The sequence below is a fragment of the Burkholderia sp. KJ006 genome, from assembly GCF_000262695.1.
Classification (GTDB): Bacteria; Pseudomonadota; Gammaproteobacteria; order Burkholderiales; family Burkholderiaceae; genus Burkholderia; species Burkholderia vietnamiensis.
Window position 1 is genome coordinate 321,716 of sequence record NC_017922.1, and the last position, 20,717, is coordinate 342,432.

Below are 20,717 nucleotides of genomic sequence, written 5' to 3' on the forward strand. Positions count from 1 at the left end.
AGGCTCCATAAAGGGACTGCGCTCAGCCCGCAAGCGGCGTGCCCGCGCCCAGCTCCACGCGCATCTGCGCGACCAGCGGATAGTGATCGGATGCGTGGCGCGCGAGCATGCTGCGATGCACGGCCACGTCGACCAGCAGCTCGCCCGGATGGATCCAGATGCGGTCGAGCGAGAACACCGGCCACGCGGTCGGGAACGTGCGCGGCGCGGGCGCGCGGCGGAACCGCGTGGTCAGTGCCTGCAGCGCGCGGCCGCGCACGAACCATTCGTTGATGTCGCCCATCAGGATCACCGGCATCGCGCCGGTGTCGAACGCGGCGAGCAGCCGCTGCACCTGCGCGCTGCGCTCGTTCGCCGACAGCCCGAGGTGGGTCGCGACGACGCGGATCGGGCCGGCGCTGCAGTCGATGTCCGCGTCGAGTGCGCCGCGCGGCTCGCGCTGATGAAACGACAGGTCGAGCGTGCGCGCCGCGCGGATCGGGCAGCGCGACAGCACCGCGTTGCCGTAGCGGCGCTCCGGCGTGTCGATGGTCGGGCCGGCGACCGCGTGCATGCCGGTCGCGTCGCGCAGATGCGCGAGCACGTCAGGCGCGCGCGTGCCGCCGAGCGGCACTTCCTGCAACGCGATCACGTCCGCATCGAGCTCGCGGATCACCGCGACGATCCGCTCGACCGCGCGCGCGGGCCATGCGCCGTAGCCGCCGTGGATGTTGTATGTCGCGATCCGCAGGTCGTGCCCGCGCGGCGCGCCGTCCGACGTGACGATGTCCGGCGGCGGCGCCGGTTGCGTGCTCAGCGCCATCGTCGCAGCGCCCGGACGAGCAGCACCGACAGGCCGACCAGCGCGATGCCGATCGCCGTGAGCCACGCGAACGCGCCCGGATCCGGATGGCTCAACGCGGCGGTCAGCTGGTGCGCGAAGGTGACCGTCAGCACGATGCCCGGCAGCATCCCGATCGCGGTGCCGATCAGGTAGTCGCGCAGCCCGATGTGCGACGCGCCGGCCACCAGGTTCACGATCGTGAACGGCGCGATCGGCAGCAGCCGCAGCACGGCCATCGCGACCACGCCGCGCCGGCCGATGCGTTCGCTGAGCCGGTTCGCGCGCGAGCCGGCGAGCCGTCGCACCGCGTCGCGCCCGAGCCAGCGGCCGATCCCGTAGGTCGCCGCCGCGGCCGCCATCGTGCCGACCGATGCATAGGCGAGGCCCGGCCACGCGCCGAACACGAGGCCCGTTACGGTGATCAGCAGCGTGATCGGCACCGACAGCGTCGCCGCGAGCACGTAGCCGGCGAGCAGCAGCGCGGGCGCGCCCGGCAGTTGCGCGGCGCGCATTGCCGCGCGCGCGAGCGACGCGACGTTCAGCTCATGGCCGAGCGGCGAGAAGCGCCACGCGAGCGCGAGCGCCGCGATCAGCAGCACGGCCGCCCCCAGCACGAAGAAACGCGCGGTCAGCGATCGATGCTGCTCCTGCGGAACGAACTCGCGCACGAAGCGGTCCGGCTCGATCGGCTGCTCGGGGTCGAGGCGCGCGCTGACCGGCACCAGCGCATCGAGCTGCGGCGTCACGGCCGGCTCCAGCGTGCGCAGCGTGCGTCCGTCCTTCGCGCGCAGCCGGTCGAGCGCGACATTCGGCCGTTCCGGCTGCGCGAACGCGTCGGCGACGGCCGCGGGCGTCGTGCCGAGATGTTCGGCGAGCAGCCGGTCGCGCAACGCGGCGATCGCCGCGCGGATGCGCGGCTCGCCGGCCGCGACGAGCGCGACGCAGCATTCGGTGTCGAGCGCCATCGAGCGGTTGTTCAGGTTCGCGCTGCCGATCACCACGCATTCGTCGTCGACGATCGCGAGCTTGCTGTGGACGTTCACGCAGCCGTCGCCGAGGCCGTCGACGTGCGGATACAGCAAGCGGTAGCGGTCGAAGCGGTCGGCCGACTTCAGCGTGCCGTGCAGCCGCGCGCGCAACACGCCCATCGTCGCCTCCTGCAGCCAGCCGCTCTGCACGCGCGGCGCGACCACCGTGACGTCCGGCCCGTGCGGGTCGGCGAGGCGCGCGCTCAGCGCATCGCGCACCACCGCCGCGGTGAAATACTGGTTCTCGATGTACAGATGGCGACGGGCGGCGCGGATCGTGTCCTCCACCAGCGCGCGCACCTGCGACACCGGTTCGCGGTCGCGATGCCGCGGCGCCGTATAGGCGATGCCGAGTTGCACGTCGCGCACGTCGACCGGTACGCCGGGCGGCCAGGGATCGACGTCGTCCTCGCGATCGAGATGGCGATGCGCGCGGATCGCGATGCGGCGCCCGCACGCATTGAACCAGCGCGTGCGCGCCTGCTCGCCGATCGCGGCGGCCGCGTCGCCGTCGAACATCGCCTGCACGTCGTGGAACGGCCCGTACGGCATTCCGCGCGCGTCGCGCCGGCGCGGATCGTCGGCTGCGTGGGCCGACGTGTCCCAGCGCGCGACCGTCAGGTCGAGGCCGCCGACGAAGGCGAGCCGGTCGTCGATCACCACCAGCTTCTGATGATGCGACGCGCCGCGCGGATGCGAGTCGTCGAGGCGGAAGCGGATGCCGCGATGCGCGCGCCACGCCGCGCGATAGACCGGCGGCCAGTCGCGCTCGAGCGCGTAGATCATCGCGAAGTCCCACGCGAGCACGTAGATGCGCAGGTTGTGCCGCGCGGTCGCCAGCGCGTGCAGGAAGGGGGCGAGCGTGTTGGGCAGCCCGTCGTCCGCGCCGTCGGGCGCGAGCTGCATCCGGCTGTCGACGTCCCAGCCGAGGACGAACACCGTGTGGCGCGCGCGGCGCAACGCGGCGCGCAGCGTCGGGAAATACGCGGCGCCGTCCACCAGCGTCGTGAAGCGGTCCGCATGACGGATCGCGTCGCAGTTGCGGCCGCGTTCGAGCAGGCCGTGGCGCGTGGGCTCGTTCGCGGGCGACCAGGCCGGTACGGCGTCGTCGCGCGCGTTGGCCGCGAACGGCCGGTGCGTCGTCTGGTCGGGCGTGCTCATCGGGCGCCGGCGTCGCGGTTGCCGTCGATACGTTGCAGCAGCACGTCGCAGCGCGCGCGCAACGCCTTCAGCTCGGGCGACGCGAGGTCGATGCGAATCCGCTCGACGCCTTCCGGGTCGCCGTACGCGCACGCGATCTCGTAGATGCCCTGCGCGATCAGCAGCGACGCGTGCGCGATCCTGATCCGGTCGAGCCAGTCGCATTCGGCGTGATGGCACGCGAGCCACGCGCGCAGCGCGCCGACGACCTGGCTGACGGTGAGCCACTCGCCGCCGCGCATGCGCGCCGCGAGCTGGCTCGTCACTAGGTAGGAGAGCAGGCGCGTCTGGGTCACGCGAAACTCCTTGACGAGTTGTCGTTGTCGGGGCAACAGGTGCGCACGCCGGTGATGCCCTTCAGCGTCCGGCAGATCGCCGCAAATTCCGCTCCGCTCGTGCGCGAGAACGACACCGAGATGTCGTCGGTATCGGGGTCGTCGTCGGATTGCTGGACGATGAAACGCTTCACGCGCACGCGGCCGTTGCCGAGCGCGTCGTGCAGCGTCGCGAGCGTGAGGCCTCCGCGCTCGACGACGAGGCGCAGCGTGCGCTGCTGCCGTTGCGCGATGAAGCGGCGCTCGAGCGGCTTCACGCCGGCGAGGATCACGAGCACGATCGCGGTTGCGCCCAGCGCCGCGACGTACATGCCGCCGCCCGCGGCGAGGCCGATGCCGGCCACGGCCCACAGGCTCGCGGCCGTCGTCAGCCCGCGCACCACTTCGCCGCGCAGCAGGATCGAGCCGGCGCCGAGAAAGCCGATGCCCGACACCACCTGCGCGGCGACCCGCGACGGATCGAGCACGACGCCTGCCTGCCCGTGCACGTCCGCGAAGCCGAAGATCGAGACGAGCATCACGAGCGCGGAGCCGACGCACACCAGCATGTGCGTGCGCAGGCCCGCGGCCCAGTTGAGTCGCTCGCGCTCGAGCCCGACCACGCTGCCGAGCAGCGCGGCGAGCAGCAGGCGTCCGAGAAGTTCGATATGGCCGATCATCGTGGCCTCCCTTTTTATCTGGCGTACCGGAGCGGTGCGATGTGCAATGGGGACGCAAGGGGCGTGCCGGGCGCGGAGGCGCGGGCATGTCGTATGCGCGCGGGCAGCGCGGCGTGCGCGCCGATCATGCGGCGCGCATTTTTTTCATGTCATCGCAGATAAGCACAGGGGGCCAGCATGGAGCATCAACCCGATGCACAGGTGCGCGATCCGTATCGCGGCCACGAGATACGCGTGTGGGCGCGCCGCAACGAACGCGGCGCGTGGGCGGACGAGGTGCAGGTGTACGTCGATGGCGCGCGCATCGAGCTGTTCGTGCCGGAGCCGGCGAATCCGGAGTGGGCGTCGGAAGAGGAGGCGCTGCGCGCGGGCGTCGAGCGTGGACGTTATCTGATCGACAAGCGGCTCGACGACGATTGAGTCGCGTTGATGCACGTTGATGCGCGGCCGGCCGGTATGGCGTTTGCGGGCCGGCCGCGCACCTTGTCACCCGATGCCGGCGCCGTGCCGGGAGGAACCATGAACGATCCGCGTACGCTTCATATCTACCGTTACGATCCCGACCGCGACGCCGCGCCGTACATGCAGCGCTACGAGATCGACGTGAGCGCCGACGACCGCATGCTGCTCGACGTGCTCGGACGCCTGAAGCACGACGACGAGACGCTGTCGTACCGGCGCTCGTGCCGCGAGGGGATCTGCGGCTCCGATGCGATGAACATCAACGGCAAGAACGGGCTCGCGTGCCTGACCAACATGAAGACGCTGCCGCGCGAGATCGTGCTGCGGCCGCTGCCCGGGTTGCCGGTGGTGCGCGATCTGATCGTCGACATGACGGACTTCTTCAACCAGTACCACTCGATACGGCCTTACCTGATCAACGACACGACGCCGCCTGAACGCGAGCGGTTGCAGACGCCGGAGGAGCGCGACCAGCTCGACGGGCTGTATGAGTGCATTTTGTGTGCGTGCTGTTCGACTGCCTGCCCCAGTTATTGGTGGAACCCGGACAAGTTCGTCGGCCCGGCGGGGTTGCTGCAGGCGTATCGGTTCATTGCGGATTCGCGCGATATGGCGACGGCCGAGCGGCTCGATGATCTCGAGGATCCGTATCGGCTGTTCCGGTGCCGGACGATCATGAATTGCACGGATGCGTGTCCGAAGGGATTGAATCCGACGAAGGCGATTTCGGAGATTCGGACGATGTTGGTCAGGAGGACGGTTTAGGGGGCGGGGGGCTCAGCGATCCGGGCGAACGCGACGCGCGTACCGTATTTTTGCTGGAAACTACGGTCGCGATTTCGTCGGGATGCTGAAACTTGGCGCCGAGTTCGTGCGCGGGGAACCGGGTCTTGTCTGCATCACCTCGTTGCCATGAATACGGGCTGCTTTTGCCCGTGGATTCGTGTAACGCCGGGAAGCCGGTGATGGATTGTCCCGTCGCGTTACGGGATTCGGGTTTGCGGCAATACGAGACGCCCCGTCCCACGACCCCCGCACGCATCCGAATCGACCTCACGGCCGCGCGGCCACCTCGTCGAGATGCCGCAGCAAATCGGCCGGATCGTCATACACGCGCAGCGCGCCGGCGCGCTCCAGTTCGTCGCTGCCGTAGCCGCCCGACAACAGCCCGACGCCCAGCGCGCGACAGCGGCTCGCCGCGAGCATGTCCCAGATGCTGTCGCCGACCACGACGCTATGTTCGATCTGCACGTTCAACTTCGCCGCGGCCGTCAGGAACAGATCGGGGTCCGGCTTCGCATACTTGACTTGATCGCGCGTGACGACCACGTTCTTCGCCGGATCGACGCCGAGCGCCTCCAGATTGATGGCCGCGGTTTCCATGCGTCCGCTGGTCGCGATCGCCCAGCGGATGCCGGCGTTCGACAGCGCGGCCAGCAGCTCGCGCGCACCGGGCAGCGGCCGCACCTGCGCGCGCAGCCGCTGGTAGGCGGCCGCATGCAGCCGGGCGAGCCGTTCGACGCGGTCGGCGTCGATGTCGCCCGACGTTTCGCGCAGCAGCTGGTTGAGGAACAGCCCGCCGCTCATCCCGATCTTGCGATGGATGCGCCATACCGACAGCTCGATGCCTTCTGCATCGAGCGCTTCCTTCCACGCGAGCACGTGCTGGTAGACGCTGTCGACGAGCGTGCCGTCGAGATCGAACAGAAATGACGTTTCAATGCGCATGTGAATCTCCTGGCCTGGTGACATTCGGGCGAATCGTTCGCGAAGGGTTGCGCACATTATCGGCCCGCCGACGTGTCGCTGCCATGTCGCCATGTCGCCCTCGCGCCGCGGCGGCATGTCGGGCACCGCTGTACAATCGGCGCGATGCGCGGGGCGGCACTGCCCGGCACGCTCCGTTACGGCCCGCGCACGCGCGCCCAACCTTCGTCGAATTCCCGTATGGCAACTCCGGACGCCGTCAGTTCCGAGCAGTCGTGGTGGGGCGTCCTGGCCCTCGCGCTCACTGCCTTCATCTTCAACACCACCGAGTTCGTGCCCGTCGCACTGCTGAGCGCCATCGGCGACAGCCTGCAGATGCAGCCCACCGCCGTCGGCCTGATGCTGACGATCTACGCATGGGCCGTCGCCGTCGTGTCGCTGCCGCTCACCTTCGTCACGCGTCACGTCGAACGCCGCAAGCTGCTCAGTTGCGCGCTGCTCGTGTTCGTCGCCAGTCACGTCGTGACCGGCGTCGCGTGGAATTTCACGGTGCTGATGATCGGGCGGCTCGGCGTCGCGTGTGCGCATGCGGTGTTCTGGTCGATCTCGGTGCCGCTCGCGGTGCGCCTCGCGCCGAGCGACCGCAAGAGCCGCGCGCTGAGCCTGCTCGCGATGGGCACCGCGATCGCGATGGTCGCCGGCATTCCGCTCGGGCGCGTGATCGGCGAAGCGCTCGGCTGGCGCGTCACGTTCCTCGTGATCGGCGTGGCGGCGGCCGTCGCGTTGCTGCTGCTGCGCGCGACGCTGCCGACGCTCGCGAGCCAGGGCGCCGGCTCGCTCGCCAGCATCGGCACGTTCCTGCGCAAGCCGGCGCTGGTGTCGCTGTACGCGATCACGGTGCTGGTCGTGTCCGCGCACTTCACGTCGTACACGTACATCGAGCCGTTCGTGCAGACCGTCAATCATGCGAGCAGCAGCCGGATCACCTACGTGCTGATCCTGTTCGGCGTCGCCGGGATGCCCGCGGCCATCTGCTTCAATCGCGTGTTCCCGGAGCGGCCGGCCGATTTCCTGCTCGCGTCGATCGTGGCGTTGTCCGCATGTCTGCTGGTGCTGTTTCCGAGCGCGCTGAACATCGTCACGCTGTCGGTGCACACGCTGGTGTGGGGCGGCGCGATCGTCTGCTTCGGGCTCGCGATGCAGGCGTGGGTGCTCAAGCTCGCGCCGCACGCGACCGATCTCGCGGTGTCGATCTTCTCGGGGCTGTACAACGTGGGCATCGGCGCCGGCGCGCTGCTCGGCAACCATATCGCCGCGGATTTCGGCCTCGCGTGGGTCGGCACGTTCGGCGGCGTGGTCGGTATCGTGTCGGCCGCGATCGCGTGGGCCGCGTTGCGGCTGCATGAGCGACGCGCGGCGGCGTAGGGCGGCGCTGTGCCGGCTGCCGGTGAGGGCGCAGTAGGCGATTTGGTGATGTGCTGGTGTGCCGACGCCCGGTGTGTCGACCCACCGATGTACCAATGCATCAATCGGCCCATCCGCCCATCCGCCGCATCCCCATCCGCCGAGACGCTGATGCGCTGACGTGCCGGTTTGTCGATACGTCAATCGTCTATGCACCGACGCACCGACGCACCGACGCACCGACGCACCGGTGCGCCGCTGCACCTACGTGCCTCGCGCGATGGTCACTCAGCGATGGCCCGAGATCTTCGCGGGCCGCCGACTCCCTATACCGGCGCGATACCATCGCCGCGCGCCCCAGTCCCGCCGACGTCATCCCGGCGAACGGATAAGCCGCCGCATTTCCACTAGCGCCACGGTAAATCCTTCCATTCCGCCGTCAGGAAAACCCTGACCGCCCCCAGCCGACCGCTGCCTTCCGCCCAGTTTTCGCGACCGCAGCCTGCGCCGCCGCACGCCTATACCCGCGCTGCCCCCAAACCTCCTCCGACCGCGCTCCAGCAAGCGTCCCGGCACGCTCGACTGCCCATTCAAGGTATCGTGCGCCGCGAAATTTCCGTTCGTACGATGTATTTCGATACCTGGTGGGTATCAAATAGCCAGGACAAAAGTATTGGACGCAGCATTTCCCCGCCGCGTATAAATCCGTTCCATGAACTCGCCACACGCAACGTGCGACCTGCCGCGCAACGTCGAGCCGCACGACATCGCAACCGCACCACCGGCGTTGCCGTACCTGAAGTTTTCGGCGATACCGTCGCGTCGCCGCCCGCCGTTGCAATCCGACGGCGACGTTTGATTCGAGCAGCCGTCGTGTTGCGCGAGCCGCATCCGTCGATCGCTTTTTCCAAAACTACACGTGGAGACACCATCATGAGCGTCAAGGTTTTCGAAACCAGGGAAGTGCAGGATCTGCTGAAGGCCGCATCGAGTGCGAACGCCAACGGCGCGAGCACCGGCGACGCGCGCACGCAGCAGATCGTGCTGCGGCTGCTCGGCGACCTTTTCAAGGCGATCGACGACCTCGACATCACGCCCGATGAAGTCTGGGCCGGCGTGAACTACCTGAACAAGCTCGGTCAGGACGGCGAAGCTGCGCTGCTCGCGGCCGGCCTCGGGCTCGAGAAGTATCTCGACATCCGCATGGACGCCGCCGACGCCGCGCTCGGCCTCGACGGCGGCACGCCGCGCACGATCGAAGGCCCGCTGTACGTCGCGGGCGCACCGGTGCGCGACGGCGTCGCGAAGATCGACCTCGACGCCGACGCAGGCGCCGGCCCGCTCGTGATCCACGGGACGGTCAAGGACCTCGACGGCAAGCCGGTGGCCGGCGCGCTGGTCGAATGCTGGCACGCGAACTCGCACGGCTTCTATTCGCATTTCGATCCGACCGGCGCGCAGCGCGACTTCAACCTGCGCGGCGCAGTCAGGACCGGCGCCGACGGCACCTACGCATTCCGCACGCTGATGCCGGTCGGCTACGGCTGCCCGCCGCAGGGCGCGACGCAGCAGCTGCTGGACCGCCTCGGCCGCCACGGCAACCGTCCGGCGCACGTGCACTTCTTCGTGACGAGCGACGGCCATCGCAAGCTGACGACGCAGTTCAACATCGAAGGCGATCCGCTGATCTGGGATGACTTCGCGTATGCGACGCGCGAGGAACTGATCCCGCCCGTCACGACGAAAACCGGCGGCGCGGCGCTCGGGCTGAAGGCCGACGCGTACCAGGACATCGCGTTCGACTTCGTGCTGACGCCGCGCGTCGGCGGCGCGGACAACCAGATCGTCGAACGCCCGCGCGCGAGCGCCGCCGCCTGAACACCCGACCGCGCGGCCGCGCAAACACGCGGCCGCCGGTCTCCCCAGGATTCAATCGACACCGATGCGAGCGTGCTTGCAGGACGCGGCACGCGCACAGGAGGAACCAACATGTCCGCGACGATCGACCCCACCACCGAACTGGACCACCTGCTCGCCACCGCGGTGCAGGACGACAAGGACGCCGGCATCTTCCGCTGCCGCCGCGACATCTTCACCAACGAGGCGCTGTACGCGCTCGAGATGAAGCACATCTTCGAGCGCAACTGGGTGTATCTCGCGCACGAGAGCCAGATCCCCGACAACAACGATTACTACACGACGTGGATCGGCCGCCAGCCGGTCGTCATCACGCGCGACAAGACCGGCGAGCTGCACGCGGTGCTCAACGCCTGCGCGCACAAGGGCGCGATGCTGTGCCGCCGCAGGCACGGCAACAAGGGCAGCTTCACGTGTCCGTTCCACGGCTGGACCTTCTCGAACACCGGCAAGCTGTTGAAGGTGAAGGACGAGAAGACCACCGAGTATCCGGTGCAGTTCAACACGAACGGCTCGCACGACCTGAAGAAGATCGCGCGCTTCCAGAGCTATCGCGGCTTCCTGTTCGGTAGCCTCAGCGACGACGTGCTGCCGCTCGAGGACTACCTCGGCGACGCGCGCGTGATCATCGACCAGATCGTCGACCAGGCGCCGAACGGGCTCGAAGTGTTGCGCGGCAACTCGTCCTACATCTACGAAGGCAACTGGAAGATGCAGATGGAGAACGGCTGCGACGGCTATCACGTGAGCACCGTGCACTGGAACTACGCGGCGACGATGGGCCGCCGCAAGGAAGACGGCACCAAGGCCGTCGATGCGAACGGCTGGAGCAAGTCGGTTGCGGGCGTCTACGGCTTCGATCACGGCCACATCCTGCTGTGGACCAAGACGATGAACCCGGAAGTGCGGCCCGTGTACCGGCATCGCGACGAGATCGCCGCGCGCGTCGGCGCGGTGCAGGCCGACTTCATCGTGAACCAGACGCGCAACCTGTGCGTGTATCCGAACGTGTTCCTGATGGACCAGTTCAGCACGCAGATTCGCGTGGTGCGTCCGCTCGCCGTCGACAAGACCGAGGTCAGCATCTTCTGCTTCGCGCCGAAGGGCGAGAGCGACGCCGACCGCGCGACGCGGATCCGTCAGTACGAGGACTTCTTCAACGTATCCGGGATGGGCACCGCCGACGACCTCGAGGAATTCCGCGCATGCCAGGCCGGCTACGCGGGCAGCGCGGCGATGTGGAACGACCTGTCGCGCGGCGCGCCGCTGTGGATCGACGGGCCCGACGAGAACGCCGCGAAGATGGGGCTGAATCCGCGCGTGTCGGGCGAGCGCAGCGAGGACGAAGGGCTGTTCGTGTGTCAGCACGAATACTGGGTGCGCGTGATGCGCGATGCGTTGCAGCAGGAACGCGGGGAGGCACAGGCATGAACATCGACTACCAGACCATTTGCGCGGCGCTGTATCGCGAAGCGCGCCTGCTCGACGATCGCGAGTGGGACGCGTGGCTCACGTGCTACGCCGAGGACGTCACGTACTGGATGCCCGCATGGGACGACGATGATCGGCCGACCGAGGATCCGCAACACCAGATCTCGCTGATGTACTACGCCGATCGCGGCGGCCTCGAGGACCGCGTGTTCCGGATCAAGACGGAGCGCAGCGGCGCATCGACGCCCGAGCCGCGCACCAGCCACAACGTGACGAACGTCGAGGTGCTGGCGCAGCGCGACGACGAGGTGGACGTGCGCTACAACTTCCACACGCTGAACCACCGCTACCGCGTGACCGATCACTTCTTCGGCACGGCGTTCGTCACGCTGCGTCGCGCGGGCGATGCGTGGCTGATCTCGAACAAGAAGATCGTGCTGAAGAACGACTACATCCGGCAGGTGCTCGACGTGTATCACGTCTGACGCCGATCGACCGACAGTAACCAGACGGAGACGAAGCGATGTCCACCTACCAGATCGCACTGAACTTCGAGGACGGGGTCACCCGCTTCATCGACTGCAAGGCCGGCGAGAAAGTGCTCGATGCGGCATTCCGCGCGAAGATCAACCTGCCGATGGACTGCTCCGACGGCGTGTGCGGCACCTGCAAGTGCCGCGCGGAAAGCGGCCGCTACGACCTCGGCGACGACTATCTCGACGATGCACTGAGCGACGACGAGAAGGCGGCCGGCGTCGTGCTGACCTGCCAGATGGTGCCGCAAAGCGATTGCGTGATCGCGGTGCCGGCGTCGTCGCTCGCGTGCAAGACCGGCCACGGCGCGTTCGCCGCGACCGTCGCGAAGGTCGAGCCGCACAACGACGCGGCGATCGTGCTCGAACTCGACGTCGGCGCCGCCGCGCCGGTCTTTCTGCCGGGGCAGTACGTAAACATCGGCGTGCCGGGCAGTGGCCAGCACCGGTCGTATTCGTTCTCGTCCGCGCCGGGCGACGCGAAGCTCGCCTTCCTGATCAAGAAGATTCCGGGCGGCGTGATGAGCACGTGGCTCGAGACGGCTCGCGCGGGCGACACGCTCGAGCTCGACGGGCCGCTCGGCAGCTTCTACCTGCGCGAGGTCGCGCGCCCGCTGCTGTTTCTCGCGGGCGGCACGGGGCTCGCGCCGTTCCTGTCGATGCTCGAGGTGCTCGCGCGCAGCGGCTCGCAGCAGAAGGTGCATCTCGTCTACGGCGTGACGCGCGATCTCGATCTGGTGTGCGTGGAGGCGCTCGACGCGTACGCGGCGCGGCTGCCGAACTTCACGTTCGCGACGGTGGTTGCCGATGCGGCGTCGAACCACGCGCGCAAGGGCTGGGTCACGCAGCACATTCCGGCCGATGCGCTGAACGACGGCGACGTGGACGTCTATCTGTGCGGGCCGCCGCCGATGGTCGACGCGGTACGCGGGTATTTCGACGAGCAGCGCGTGACGCCGCGCAGTTTCCATTACGAGAAGTTCACGCCGAACGTGACGGCGAAGGCGGCATGATGATGCAACGATTCTCGGGCAAGGTCGTCGTCGTCACCGGCGCGGCACAGGGCATCGGCCGCGGCGTCGCATTGCGCGCGGCGGCCGAGGGCGGCAGCGTGCTGCTGGTCGATCGTGCGGAATTCGTCGCCGAGGTGGCCGCCGAAGCGCCGGCGGGCAGCGCGGCCGCATGCGTCGCCGATCTGGAAACCTACGACGGCGCGCGCGCGGCGATCGCATGTGCGATCGCGGCGTTCGGTCGGATCGACGTGTTGATCAACGGCGTCGGCGGCGCGATCCGGATGCGGCCGTTCGCCGAGTTCGAGCCGGCGCAGATCGACGCGGAGATTCGCCGCTCGCTGATGCCGACGCTGTACAGCTGCCATGCGGTGCTGCCGCATATGGTCGAGGCGGGCGGCGGCACGATCGTCAACGTGTCGTCGAACGCGACGCGCGGGATTCGCCGCGTGCCGTATTCGGCCGCGAAGGGCGGCGTCAACGCGTTGACGGCGGCGCTCGCGATGGAGTATGCGGAACACGGGATCCGCGTGGTCGCGACCGCGCCGGGCGGCACCACGGCGCCGCCGCGCCGCGTGCCGCGCAATGCGGCCGGCGACAGCGCGCAGGAACAGGCGTGGATGGCCGAAGCGGTGCGGCAGGTGACCGATTCGACGTTCTTCAAGCGCTACGGCACGCTCGACGAGCAGATCGCGCCGATCCTGTTCCTCGCCTCGGACGAAGCGAGCTACATCACCGGCACCGTGCTGCCGGTCGCAGGCGGCGATACGGGCTGAACGACGCCCGGTCAGGCGCGCCGCGTTGCAGTTCAACAGGAGGAACGGCCGGCGCTGTGCGCCCGGCCACGGAGACACCGATGCGCAACCGCGAAGCGATCATCCCGGCCGGGATGGAAAGCGTGTACGACAAGATCGGCTACGCGCCGGCGATCAAGGTCGGCGATACCGTGTACGTGTCGGGCCAGATCGGCCGCGACGCGGGGATGCAGTTGGTCGAAGGTCGTGAAGCGCAGATCGTGCAGGCGTTCGAAAACCTCAAGCGCGTGCTCGAGGCGGGCGGCGCGACGCTCGACGACGTGGTCGACCTGACGACGTTCCATACCGACATGCGCGACCTGCCGCTGTTCATGCAGGTGCGCGACCGTTATTTCCACGCGCATCCGCGGCCGGCGTGGACGGCCGTCGGCGCGCACATGCTCGGCGGCGCGCCGGGTTACATCGTGGAGATCAAGGCGGTGGCGGTGGTGGAGCGGTGAGCATGAGGCTCGCGACGTGCGAGGTCGTCGGTTGGTTGTATGTACGGGTGCGCGCGATGCTGGCCAGTCGCGCGATGGAGCCGAAATCGCTGGCACGTCGGGCCGCGACGACGCAATGAGTCCGCCGGATTGCGTCGCCGCGAGCAACGCGATCGGAGATGGGCGTGAGTGAAGGTGAGTCGGATACGTGTCGATCCGTTCGCCCACGCGCGGTATCGCCGACGATGGATCGCCGCGCGTAACCGCCTGACATCCTGTTCCGAAGCCGAAGCCGAAGCCGAAGCCGATGCCGATGCCGAAGCCGAAGCCGAAGCCGATGCCGAAGCCGATGCCGAAGCCGATGCCGATGCCGATGCCGATGCCGAAGCCGAAGCCGAAGCCGAAGCCGAAGCCGAAGCCGAAGCAGATGCCGATGCCGATGCCGATGCCGATGCCGAAGCCGACACCGACACCGACACCGACACCGACACCGACACCGACACCGACACCGACACCGACACCGACCTTGGCGCCACCCGATTCACCCACCCGCGCCGCCCCTAGCGATGAATCGCCGCACGCAATCGCCGGACGTCCTGTTCGGACACCGGCGCCGCGCGATTCCCCCACGCGCCGCGCACGTAGCGGACCACCGCGGCGATCTGACTGCTCGTCAGCGCGTCGCGCATCGCCGGCATCCACTCGACGGGGCCGTTCTTGCCGGGCGCCGGCTGCGCACCTTCGACGACGATGCGGATCGTGCTGGTCGGTTGAGGTAAATGGCGATCGCATGACGATCGCCGTCGGTCAGTAGCGCGGTGCGCTTGCCGACGACCGGCGCCATTGCGCCGAATACCGCGCCGCGCGCGGCGTGGCCGCCGCGCAGGAACGCGGCGACGTCGTCGGCCGACCAGCGGCCGAGGCCGTCCGGCGCCGCGCCCGTAAGGTTCGGCGCGAACCAGTGATCGTTGATGCCGCCGGTCAGGAACGCCGGGCTGCGCTCGTCGTAGCCGCGCTCGGTGTAGGCCGGCCCGCGCGGCGTATGGCACGCGCCACAGTGGCCGAGCCCCTGCACCAGATACGCGCCGCGATTCCATTCCGCCGATTTCGACGGCTGCGGCGTGACGCGGTCGCGGTTCGCGAACACCAGGCTCCATAGCGAAAGCGCCCAGCGCTGGTTGAACGGAAACGGCAATTCCGTACGCGTTGCCGCATTCGCGGACGGCGCGACGCCGCGCATGAAGTACGCGTACAGCGCACGCACGTCGGCGTCGCTCAGGTGCGCGAACGACGGGTACCGCATCGCCGGATACAGCCGGCTGCCATCCGCGCACACGAGCGCGGGTGAGCGCGCGAGCATCGCCGCGAAGACGGCGCTGGACAGCAGCGCGAGCACGAACGGCACGCAGCTGTCGTCGGGCATCTTGAGGATCGCGCTCGGCTTCGCCGCGAGCGGCGTGACCGCCAGCGCCTCGCGGCCGTGCGCGAGCCGATAGCCGACCCGCATGCTGCTGCGCTGCGCGGCGTCGCGCGTTTCCCACAGCGGATGCCGCGACGCGACGAGCGGCAGCACCGCAAAGTTGTACGCCGGCGCGGGCGACGCGACCGACCATTCGAGCCCGGCCGCGCCCCACGGGTTCGCGCCGGCGCGCTGGCCGCGCCGCGCGCTGACGAGCGCGTTGACGACGAACATCACGATGCCGATGCCGAACACGAACGAGCCGATCGTGGTGAGCAGGTTCGACGTGTCCCAGCCCATCCCGGACGGGTACGTGTAGACGCGCCGTGGCATGCCGAGCAGCCCCGACACGTGCATCGGGAAGAAGCCGAGATTGAAGCCGACCAGCACGACCCAGAACGTCAGCCGGCCGAAGCGCTCGTTCATCATCCGGCCCGTGAACTTCGGGAACCAGTACGTCACGCCGCCGAGCACGGGGAACACGTTGATCCCGAGCAGCACGTAATGCAGGTGCGCGACGACGAAATACGTGTCGGTGAGCTGCCAGTCGAGCGGCACTGCCGCCGTCATCACGCCGGACACGCCGCCGATCACGAACATCAGCACGAAGCCCGCGAAATAATGGAATGGCGTGCGGAACACCGGTCGTCCGGTCCAGATCGTCGCGATCCACGCGAACACGGCGACCGCGCTCGGGATCGAGATCAGCATGCTGGCCGCGCCGAAGAACGCGAGCGCGAGCGGTGCGATGCCGGTCGCGAACATGTGATGCACCCAGACCTCGAAGCCGATCAGCATCGTCGCGACCGTCGATACCGCGACGGCTTCGTACGCGACGAGCGGGCGGCGACAGAACGTCGGCAGCGCGTCCGACACGATGCCCATCGCCGGCAGCACGACGACGTACACCCACGGGTGCGCGAACATCCAGAACAGGTGCTGCCACAGCAGCGGCCGGCCGCCGTGCGCGACGTCGAAGAAATGCGTGCCGGCATTGCGGTCGAGCCACATCAGCAGGAACGCGAGGCTCACCGACGGCACCGCCACGAGGTTCGCGACCGACGCGGTCAGCGTGCCCCAGACGATGATCGGCAGCCGGTCGATCGACATGCCGTGCGCACGCATGCGCAACAGCGTGACGACGAAGTTCGCGGCGCCGCCCGTCGTCGAGATGCCGAGCAGGATCATCCTGAGCGCGTAGATGTCGATGTTCGCGCCCGCGCTGTAGTCGAGCGACGTGAGCGGCACGTAGTTGAACCAGCCGCCGTCGGGCACCGCGCCGAGCGGAAAGCTCGCGTACAGGAACAGCCCGGCGAACAGGAACACCCAGTACGAGAACGCGTTGAGCCGCGGGAACGCCATGTCGCGCGAGCCGAGCATCAGCGGCCACAGGTAGTTCGCGAAGCCGGACAGCACCGGCAGCGCGTACAGGAAGATCATCGTGACGCCGTGCATCGTGAACAGCGAGTCGTACTGCGCCGGGGTGAGCACCGTCGCGTTCGGCCGCGCGAGCTGGATGCGCATCACGAGCGCCTCGACGCCGCCGAGCAACAGGAACGCGAACGCGGTGACGATGTAGCGGATGCCGATGCGCTTGTGGTCCACCGTGCCGAGCCAGCCGCGCCAGCCGGGCGCCGATTCCCACAGCTCGGCGAGCGCCCGCTCGTGCTCGGAGCCCGGCGGTGCGTCGCCGAGGTCGGGCACGCGGCTGAGCGCGGGGCGCGTGTCGCGGGCAACGGCCATCGTCATCCTCCGTTCAGTGCAGGGTTGCGAGATAGGCGGCGAGATCGTCGGCGTCGCGCGGCGCGAGCGCGAACGACGGCATCAGCGTTTGCGGCTTGCGCTGCTGCGCATGGGCGATCCAGTCGCGCAGGTTGGCCGGCGTGTTCTCCAGCGTGCCGGCCGCGAGCAGCCGGCGCGAGCCGACGTGCGTCAGTTCGGGGCCCGCATCGCCGGTCGCGTCGGTGCCGCGCACCGCGTGGCAGCCGGCGCAGCGTTCGGTGAACAGGCGCCGGCCGCGCAGTTCCGGGCCGGCGGCGTCAGCCGGCGCCGGCTGCCGCTGCGCGGCGAGCCACGCGCGAAACGCGGCGGGCGGCTCGGCCACGACCTCGAACGCCATGTGCGCATGCTGCGCGCCGCAGTACTGCGAGCACTGCCCGCGATAGAGGCCCGGCCGGTCGGCTTGCAGCCACTGGCGATTGGTCTGGCCGGGGATCGTCTGCGTCTTGCCGGCGAGTTGCGGCACCCAGAACGCGTGGATCACGTCGGCGCTCGTCAGTTCGACGAGCACCGGTTCGCCGACCGGGATGTGTATCTCGTTCGCGGTGACGAACGCCGCGCCGTCCGCGTCGGCCGGATAGCGGACGGCCCACCACCAGTCGTGCGCGGTCACGCCGATCGTCAGCGCCGGCGGCCGCGGCGGCGCGGCCACCACCGCGAGCACGCGCAGCATGTAGACGAGCGCGCCGAACAGCAGCACGGCGATCGTCACGCACACCAACGCGCACAGCGCCAGCAACGCCCAGCCGAGCACCAGCACTGGCCGGGCGGCCGGCCCGGCCGCATGCGCGAGCGCCGACTCGCCGCGCCGGATCATGCCGCCCGGCAACGTCCAGCGCAACGCTTGCCGGCGCGCGACCAGCAGGACGCGGCCGTTGCGATGGCAGACGATCGTCGCGCGCTCCTTCGTCAACGGTGCGAGCGGCACCGCGCGCACCGGAAAATCGGACGGGTCGGGGAGCGTCATGCGAGGCGGGTAGGTGATGAGGGCGAGGCCTATGACCATGGGCGGCAACGGGTGTGCCCGAAGCGGTGCGCGGTGGGCGGCGACGAAGTCGCGGCGGCGTGGTCGTCACGTGTATCGGGCTGGACTCGACCAAACAGACAGCGTCAGATTGGCTGACTCAGTTCGGCTACAAGGTGACTTTCTGATGCACGGACCAAGTGGCCGGCCCAGTCCCGATTGAAGACACACGAAAGCGGCTCGCTCCGCCAGACTGGAGAGCAATGGTTGCCAGCTCTAGATCGCGTGCTTTCGAGCGCCGCGTACACTCGATTCTACGAGTCAACGACTTCAACCGCTTTTGCTGATGCCTAGACTCCCGGATCAAGCAGATTAGAGGAGAAGTCGCACGATTGCGCCGCAAGTCGCGCCACGGCGGCACTGAGCGAATGCGACTGTTCCGCCCGATGCATGGCGACGTACCGCACTAGCGGGAGCGCGGGCCGCGTCGGCACCACAACGAGCGCACGTCGCTCGACCATGCGCGCAAGACAGGCTTCGGGTAGGTAACTAACGCCAAGCCCCGACAGGGTGAGCCCAATCTGCGCAATCAGGCTGTTGCTCGCCAGCACTTTCTGCAACGCGACCCCTTGCTCCTCCAGAAACCGGCTATACACGTAGCCCGTACCCGACAGGCCGCCCTGCAAAATCAGCGGAAACTTCGCGATATCGGCAAGCGGAATCGCACGCTTTCCCGGCGCGAGACTGGCCGCGCACATCCACGCATTCCGGACCTGACCGACGAGCGTCGATGCATACGGCTCGACTTCGTGCATCTGCGGCACGATGATCACGTCCACCGTGGCAGCCGCCAGCCGCTCGCGCAATGTTGCATTCAGATCGACCTCCGCTTCGACCTTGACCTTAGGGTATTCGGCCTGAATCGCGGCAACGAGGCGCGGCAGCCACGTCAGGGCCGTGAGTTCCGTTACGCCAATGCGAATTTGCCGAACCAGCGCCTCTTTCGAGCTCATGCGCTCGACGATCTGGTCACGCCGCTCGAGCAATTCCCTCGCGTGCTCGAAGAATTCTGTGCCCTTCTCCGTGAGGCGCGCGCTGCGATTCGCGCGGTCGAACACCGCCATGTCGAAAGCCCGCTCCAGTTCCTGCACGCGCTTGGAGATCGCCGATTGCGTGGTATTCAGGCGCGTCGCGGCCGCTTCGAACGAGCCGAGCTGGACGATCCAGTACAAGGCTTCCATTTGCTTGAACGTCAGCATGGCTCCGGACTCACATCACTAAAAGCGATAGTTTCTCATAGAAAAAAATCGCTTTTTTAGTTCATTTTGACTGGGTACTTTTTCCTCTAACGAGTCCCTGCAGAGGCTCGACTCATCTATATCAACCGATACGTGTCTGGAGAGCGCATGGAGTCCGTCATGGAAACACCTCACCCCGAACGCGCGGCGCGCAAGCCTCGCATCGGGCTCGCGTGGCAAATTTTGATCGGCCTGATCGCCGGCATTGCGGTCGGGCTGGTGCTCAACCGTTTCCCGGAGTTTCGCGAGTCAGCCATCAACGGCTTCCTGCAACCGGCCGGCGATATCTTCATTCGTCTGATCAAGATGGTGGTCGTACCCATCGTGTTCACGAGCATGGTGATGGGCATCGCGGGCGTCGGCGACGGGCGCTCGCTCGGGCGCATCGGCCTGAAGACGCTCGTGTACTTCGAGGTCGTCACGACGATCGCCATCGTGCTGGGACTCGTGCTCGGCAACGTGCTGCATCCGGGGCTGGGCACGGATCTGTCCCAGCTCGGCCACACCGATATTTCGCGCTATCAGCAGACCACGCAGCAAACGCAGGGTCATCACGGCTTCATGGCGCTTTTGCTGAGCATCATTCCCGACAACATCGTCATGGCGATGGGGCGCGGCGATCTGCTGCCGGTGATCTTTTTCTCCGTGCTGTTCGGATTGGGCCTGCAATCCGTGCCTGCCGAATATCGCCAGCCGGTGCTCGCAACCTTCAAAGGCATCAGCGATGCGATGTTCAAGGTCACCGGCATGGTGATGCGTTACGCGCCGTTCGGTGTGTGTGCGCTAATCGCGGTGACAGTCGCGAGTTTCGGCTTCGGTTCGCTGCTGCCGCTCATCAAGCTGGTTGCGGTGACGTATCTCGCGATCGTGCTGTTCGCGGTGTTCGTGCTCGGCATTACGGCACGCCTCTTTGGCTTCAACATTTTCACGCTGGTGCGCGTCATCAAGGACGAATTGATCATCGCCTTCTCGACGTGCAGTTCGGCGACGGTTTTGCCGCAACTGATGAAGAAGATGGAAGACTTCGGCGTGCCGAAGAGCATTACGACGTTCGTGGTGCCCACGGGCTACACGTTCAATCTGGATGGCGCGTCGATCTATCTCGGCATCGGCACCCTGTTCGTCGCACAGCTCTATGGCGTGCATCTGGGCGTGCAAGAACAGATCGTGCTCGTGCTCACGATGGTCGTGACCTCCAAAGGCGCGGCAGGCGTGCCCGGCTTCATGTTCGTGATCCTGCTCACGACGCTCGCCAGTGCGGGACTACCGCTCGAAGGGCTCGCGTTCATCGCAGGGGTTGACCGCATCATGGACATGGGACGCACCGCGCTGAACGTGGTGGGCAACGCGCTTGCGCCGCTCGTCATCGCCCGCTGGGAAGGCCAGTACGACGCGGAGAAAGGCAAGGCGTATATCGCGTCGCTGGACGCATGAGATGCGTTGAATTCAGTAATGACTAACATGGAACGAGGAG

The 20,717-nt window shown here is 67.8% G+C and carries 20 protein-coding genes; 11 read left to right on the forward strand and 9 right to left on the reverse strand.

Annotated features, from left to right (window positions below; translation table 11 throughout):
* Positions 1-22: 22 nt before the first annotated feature.
* The 4 genes from MYA_RS25460 to MYA_RS25475 are packed head-to-tail and all read right to left on the reverse strand — an operon-like array spanning position 23 to position 4,045.
* The gene (locus MYA_RS25460) at positions 23-802 is read right to left on the reverse strand and encodes an endonuclease/exonuclease/phosphatase family protein (RefSeq protein WP_014725722.1); all 780 of its coding nucleotides are present in this window, start codon (positions 800-802) and stop codon (positions 23-25) included.
* Complete coding sequence (locus MYA_RS25465) at positions 793-3,012, reverse strand: VTT domain-containing protein (RefSeq protein ID WP_014725723.1); 2,220 nt, start codon at positions 3,010-3,012, stop codon at positions 793-795. The genes MYA_RS25460 and MYA_RS25465 overlap by 10 nt, the downstream gene beginning before the upstream one ends.
* Positions 3,009-3,347 (reverse strand): hypothetical protein, encoded by a 339-nt coding sequence (locus MYA_RS25470; protein WP_011879955.1) that lies wholly within the window; start codon positions 3,345-3,347, stop codon positions 3,009-3,011. The genes MYA_RS25465 and MYA_RS25470 overlap by 4 nt, the downstream gene beginning before the upstream one ends.
* Complete coding sequence (locus MYA_RS25475; RefSeq protein ID WP_011879956.1) at positions 3,344-4,045, reverse strand: MgtC/SapB family protein; 702 nt, start codon at positions 4,043-4,045, stop codon at positions 3,344-3,346. Before MYA_RS25475 ends, MYA_RS25470 begins: the two co-directional genes overlap by 4 nt.
* Positions 4,046-4,222: 177 nt before the next feature.
* On the opposite strand from MYA_RS25475, the gene MYA_RS25480 reads away from it, so the two are divergent.
* Together MYA_RS25480 and MYA_RS25485 are read left to right on the forward strand one after the other, a co-directional pair.
* Positions 4,223-4,465: a DUF6566 family protein gene (locus MYA_RS25480; protein WP_011879957.1), complete on the forward strand. Its 243-nt coding sequence runs from the start codon at positions 4,223-4,225 to the stop codon at positions 4,463-4,465.
* A 99-nt stretch (positions 4,466-4,564) separates the two neighbouring features.
* Positions 4,565-5,272, forward strand: a complete 708-nt coding sequence (locus MYA_RS25485) for a succinate dehydrogenase/fumarate reductase iron-sulfur subunit (RefSeq protein ID WP_041494359.1) — start codon at positions 4,565-4,567, stop codon at positions 5,270-5,272.
* A 288-nt stretch (positions 5,273-5,560) separates the two neighbouring features.
* Here the strand turns inward: MYA_RS25485 and MYA_RS25490 are convergent, their stop codons facing one another.
* Positions 5,561-6,235 (reverse strand): HAD family hydrolase, encoded by a 675-nt coding sequence (locus MYA_RS25490; protein ID WP_011879959.1) that lies wholly within the window; start codon positions 6,233-6,235, stop codon positions 5,561-5,563.
* A gap of 219 nt (positions 6,236-6,454) precedes the next feature.
* Here MYA_RS25490 and MYA_RS25495 point away from each other — a divergent pair, with 219 nt between their 5' ends.
* The 8 genes from MYA_RS25495 to MYA_RS32020 all read left to right on the forward strand — a co-directional run bounded on the left by MYA_RS25495 (position 6,455) and on the right by MYA_RS32020 (position 14,307).
* The gene (locus MYA_RS25495; protein WP_014725725.1) at positions 6,455-7,639 is read left to right on the forward strand and encodes a sugar transporter; all 1,185 of its coding nucleotides are present in this window, start codon (positions 6,455-6,457) and stop codon (positions 7,637-7,639) included.
* 912 nt (positions 7,640-8,551) lie between these two features.
* Positions 8,552-9,496, forward strand: coding sequence for a catechol 1,2-dioxygenase (gene catA / locus MYA_RS25500; RefSeq protein ID WP_041494360.1), 945 nt, complete (start codon positions 8,552-8,554; stop codon positions 9,494-9,496).
* A gap of 111 nt (positions 9,497-9,607) precedes the next feature.
* A complete protein-coding gene (locus tag MYA_RS25505) occupies positions 9,608-10,966 on the forward strand; it encodes a Rieske 2Fe-2S domain-containing protein (RefSeq protein ID WP_014725727.1) in 1,359 nt (452 codons plus the stop codon).
* Positions 10,963-11,451 carry a benzoate 1,2-dioxygenase small subunit gene (gene benB / locus MYA_RS25510; protein WP_014725728.1) on the forward strand — a complete coding sequence of 163 codons (489 nt, stop codon included), beginning with the start codon at positions 10,963-10,965 and terminating at the stop codon, positions 11,449-11,451. The genes MYA_RS25505 and benB overlap by 4 nt, the downstream gene beginning before the upstream one ends.
* 38 nt (positions 11,452-11,489) lie before the next feature.
* The gene (benC, locus tag MYA_RS25515) at positions 11,490-12,512 is read left to right on the forward strand and encodes a benzoate 1,2-dioxygenase electron transfer component BenC (protein ID WP_014725729.1); all 1,023 of its coding nucleotides are present in this window, start codon (positions 11,490-11,492) and stop codon (positions 12,510-12,512) included.
* Positions 12,509-13,285 (forward strand): benzoate diol dehydrogenase BenD, encoded by a 777-nt coding sequence (gene benD, locus MYA_RS25520; RefSeq protein WP_014725730.1) that lies wholly within the window; start codon positions 12,509-12,511, stop codon positions 13,283-13,285. The genes benC and benD overlap by 4 nt, the downstream gene beginning before the upstream one ends.
* 80 nt (positions 13,286-13,365) lie before the next feature.
* On the forward strand, positions 13,366-13,764 hold the full coding sequence (locus tag MYA_RS25525) for a RidA family protein (RefSeq protein WP_014725731.1): 399 nt from the start codon (positions 13,366-13,368) through the stop codon (positions 13,762-13,764).
* 174 nt (positions 13,765-13,938) lie between these two features.
* Positions 13,939-14,307 carry a hypothetical protein gene (locus MYA_RS32020; protein WP_193373730.1) on the forward strand — a complete coding sequence of 123 codons (369 nt, stop codon included), beginning with the start codon at positions 13,939-13,941 and terminating at the stop codon, positions 14,305-14,307.
* Here MYA_RS32020 and MYA_RS32310 read toward each other — a convergent pair.
* The 4 genes from MYA_RS32310 to MYA_RS25550 all read right to left on the reverse strand — a co-directional run bounded on the left by MYA_RS32310 (position 14,304) and on the right by MYA_RS25550 (position 19,204).
* Positions 14,304-14,432, reverse strand: coding sequence for a cytochrome c (locus MYA_RS32310; RefSeq protein ID WP_014725733.1), 129 nt, complete (start codon positions 14,430-14,432; stop codon positions 14,304-14,306). The genes MYA_RS32020 and MYA_RS32310 overlap by 4 nt on opposite strands.
* Positions 14,417-16,945 (reverse strand): cytochrome c oxidase subunit I, encoded by a 2,529-nt coding sequence (gene ctaD, locus MYA_RS25540; RefSeq protein WP_014725734.1) that lies wholly within the window; start codon positions 16,943-16,945, stop codon positions 14,417-14,419. The genes MYA_RS32310 and ctaD overlap by 16 nt, the downstream gene beginning before the upstream one ends.
* A 13-nt stretch (positions 16,946-16,958) precedes the next feature.
* Positions 16,959-17,948, reverse strand: a complete 990-nt coding sequence (locus tag MYA_RS25545) for a c-type cytochrome (protein ID WP_014725735.1) — start codon at positions 17,946-17,948, stop codon at positions 16,959-16,961.
* A 347-nt stretch (positions 17,949-18,295) separates the two neighbouring features.
* Entirely contained in the window at positions 18,296-19,204 is a 909-nt protein-coding gene (locus MYA_RS25550; protein WP_014725736.1) for a LysR family transcriptional regulator, read from the reverse strand.
* 147 nt (positions 19,205-19,351) lie between these two features.
* Between MYA_RS25550 and gltP the strand changes: the two genes are divergently transcribed.
* Positions 19,352-20,677 (forward strand): glutamate/aspartate:proton symporter GltP, encoded by a 1,326-nt coding sequence (gene gltP, locus MYA_RS25555; RefSeq protein ID WP_014725737.1) that lies wholly within the window; start codon positions 19,352-19,354, stop codon positions 20,675-20,677.
* Positions 20,678-20,717 lie beyond the last annotated feature (40 nt).

Bases quoted from the DNA above. Each gene is read 5' to 3' on its own strand.
- MYA_RS25480 (WP_011879957.1), top strand. From the start codon at position 4,223: ATGGAGCATCAACCCGATGCACAGGTGCGCGATCCGTATCGCGGCCAC.
- benB (WP_014725728.1), top strand. From the start codon at position 10,963: ATGAACATCGACTACCAGACCATTTGCGCGGCGCTGTATCGCGAAGCG.
- MYA_RS25495 (WP_014725725.1), top strand. From the start codon at position 6,455: ATGGCAACTCCGGACGCCGTCAGTTCCGAGCAGTCGTGGTGGGGCGTC.
- MYA_RS25465 (WP_014725723.1), bottom strand. From the start codon at position 3,012: ATGAGCACGCCCGACCAGACGACGCACCGGCCGTTCGCGGCCAACGCG.
- gltP (WP_014725737.1), top strand. From the start codon at position 19,352: ATGGAGTCCGTCATGGAAACACCTCACCCCGAACGCGCGGCGCGCAAG.
- MYA_RS25490 (WP_011879959.1), bottom strand. From the start codon at position 6,235: ATGCGCATTGAAACGTCATTTCTGTTCGATCTCGACGGCACGCTCGTC.
- MYA_RS25545 (WP_014725735.1), bottom strand. From the start codon at position 17,948: ATGACGCTCCCCGACCCGTCCGATTTTCCGGTGCGCGCGGTGCCGCTC.
- MYA_RS25525 (WP_014725731.1), top strand. From the start codon at position 13,366: ATGCGCAACCGCGAAGCGATCATCCCGGCCGGGATGGAAAGCGTGTAC.
- catA (WP_041494360.1), top strand. From the start codon at position 8,552: ATGAGCGTCAAGGTTTTCGAAACCAGGGAAGTGCAGGATCTGCTGAAG.
- benD (WP_014725730.1), top strand. From the start codon at position 12,509: ATGATGATGCAACGATTCTCGGGCAAGGTCGTCGTCGTCACCGGCGCG.
- MYA_RS32310 (WP_014725733.1), bottom strand. From the start codon at position 14,432: ATGCGCGACGCGCTGACGAGCAGTCAGATCGCCGCGGTGGTCCGCTAC.
- MYA_RS25475 (WP_011879956.1), bottom strand. From the start codon at position 4,045: ATGATCGGCCATATCGAACTTCTCGGACGCCTGCTGCTCGCCGCGCTG.
- MYA_RS25505 (WP_014725727.1), top strand. From the start codon at position 9,608: ATGTCCGCGACGATCGACCCCACCACCGAACTGGACCACCTGCTCGCC.
- MYA_RS25485 (WP_041494359.1), top strand. From the start codon at position 4,565: ATGAACGATCCGCGTACGCTTCATATCTACCGTTACGATCCCGACCGC.
- MYA_RS25550 (WP_014725736.1), bottom strand. From the start codon at position 19,204: ATGCTGACGTTCAAGCAAATGGAAGCCTTGTACTGGATCGTCCAGCTC.
- MYA_RS25460 (WP_014725722.1), bottom strand. From the start codon at position 802: ATGGCGCTGAGCACGCAACCGGCGCCGCCGCCGGACATCGTCACGTCG.
- benC (WP_014725729.1), top strand. From the start codon at position 11,490: ATGTCCACCTACCAGATCGCACTGAACTTCGAGGACGGGGTCACCCGC.
- ctaD (WP_014725734.1), bottom strand. From the start codon at position 16,945: ATGGCCGTTGCCCGCGACACGCGCCCCGCGCTCAGCCGCGTGCCCGAC.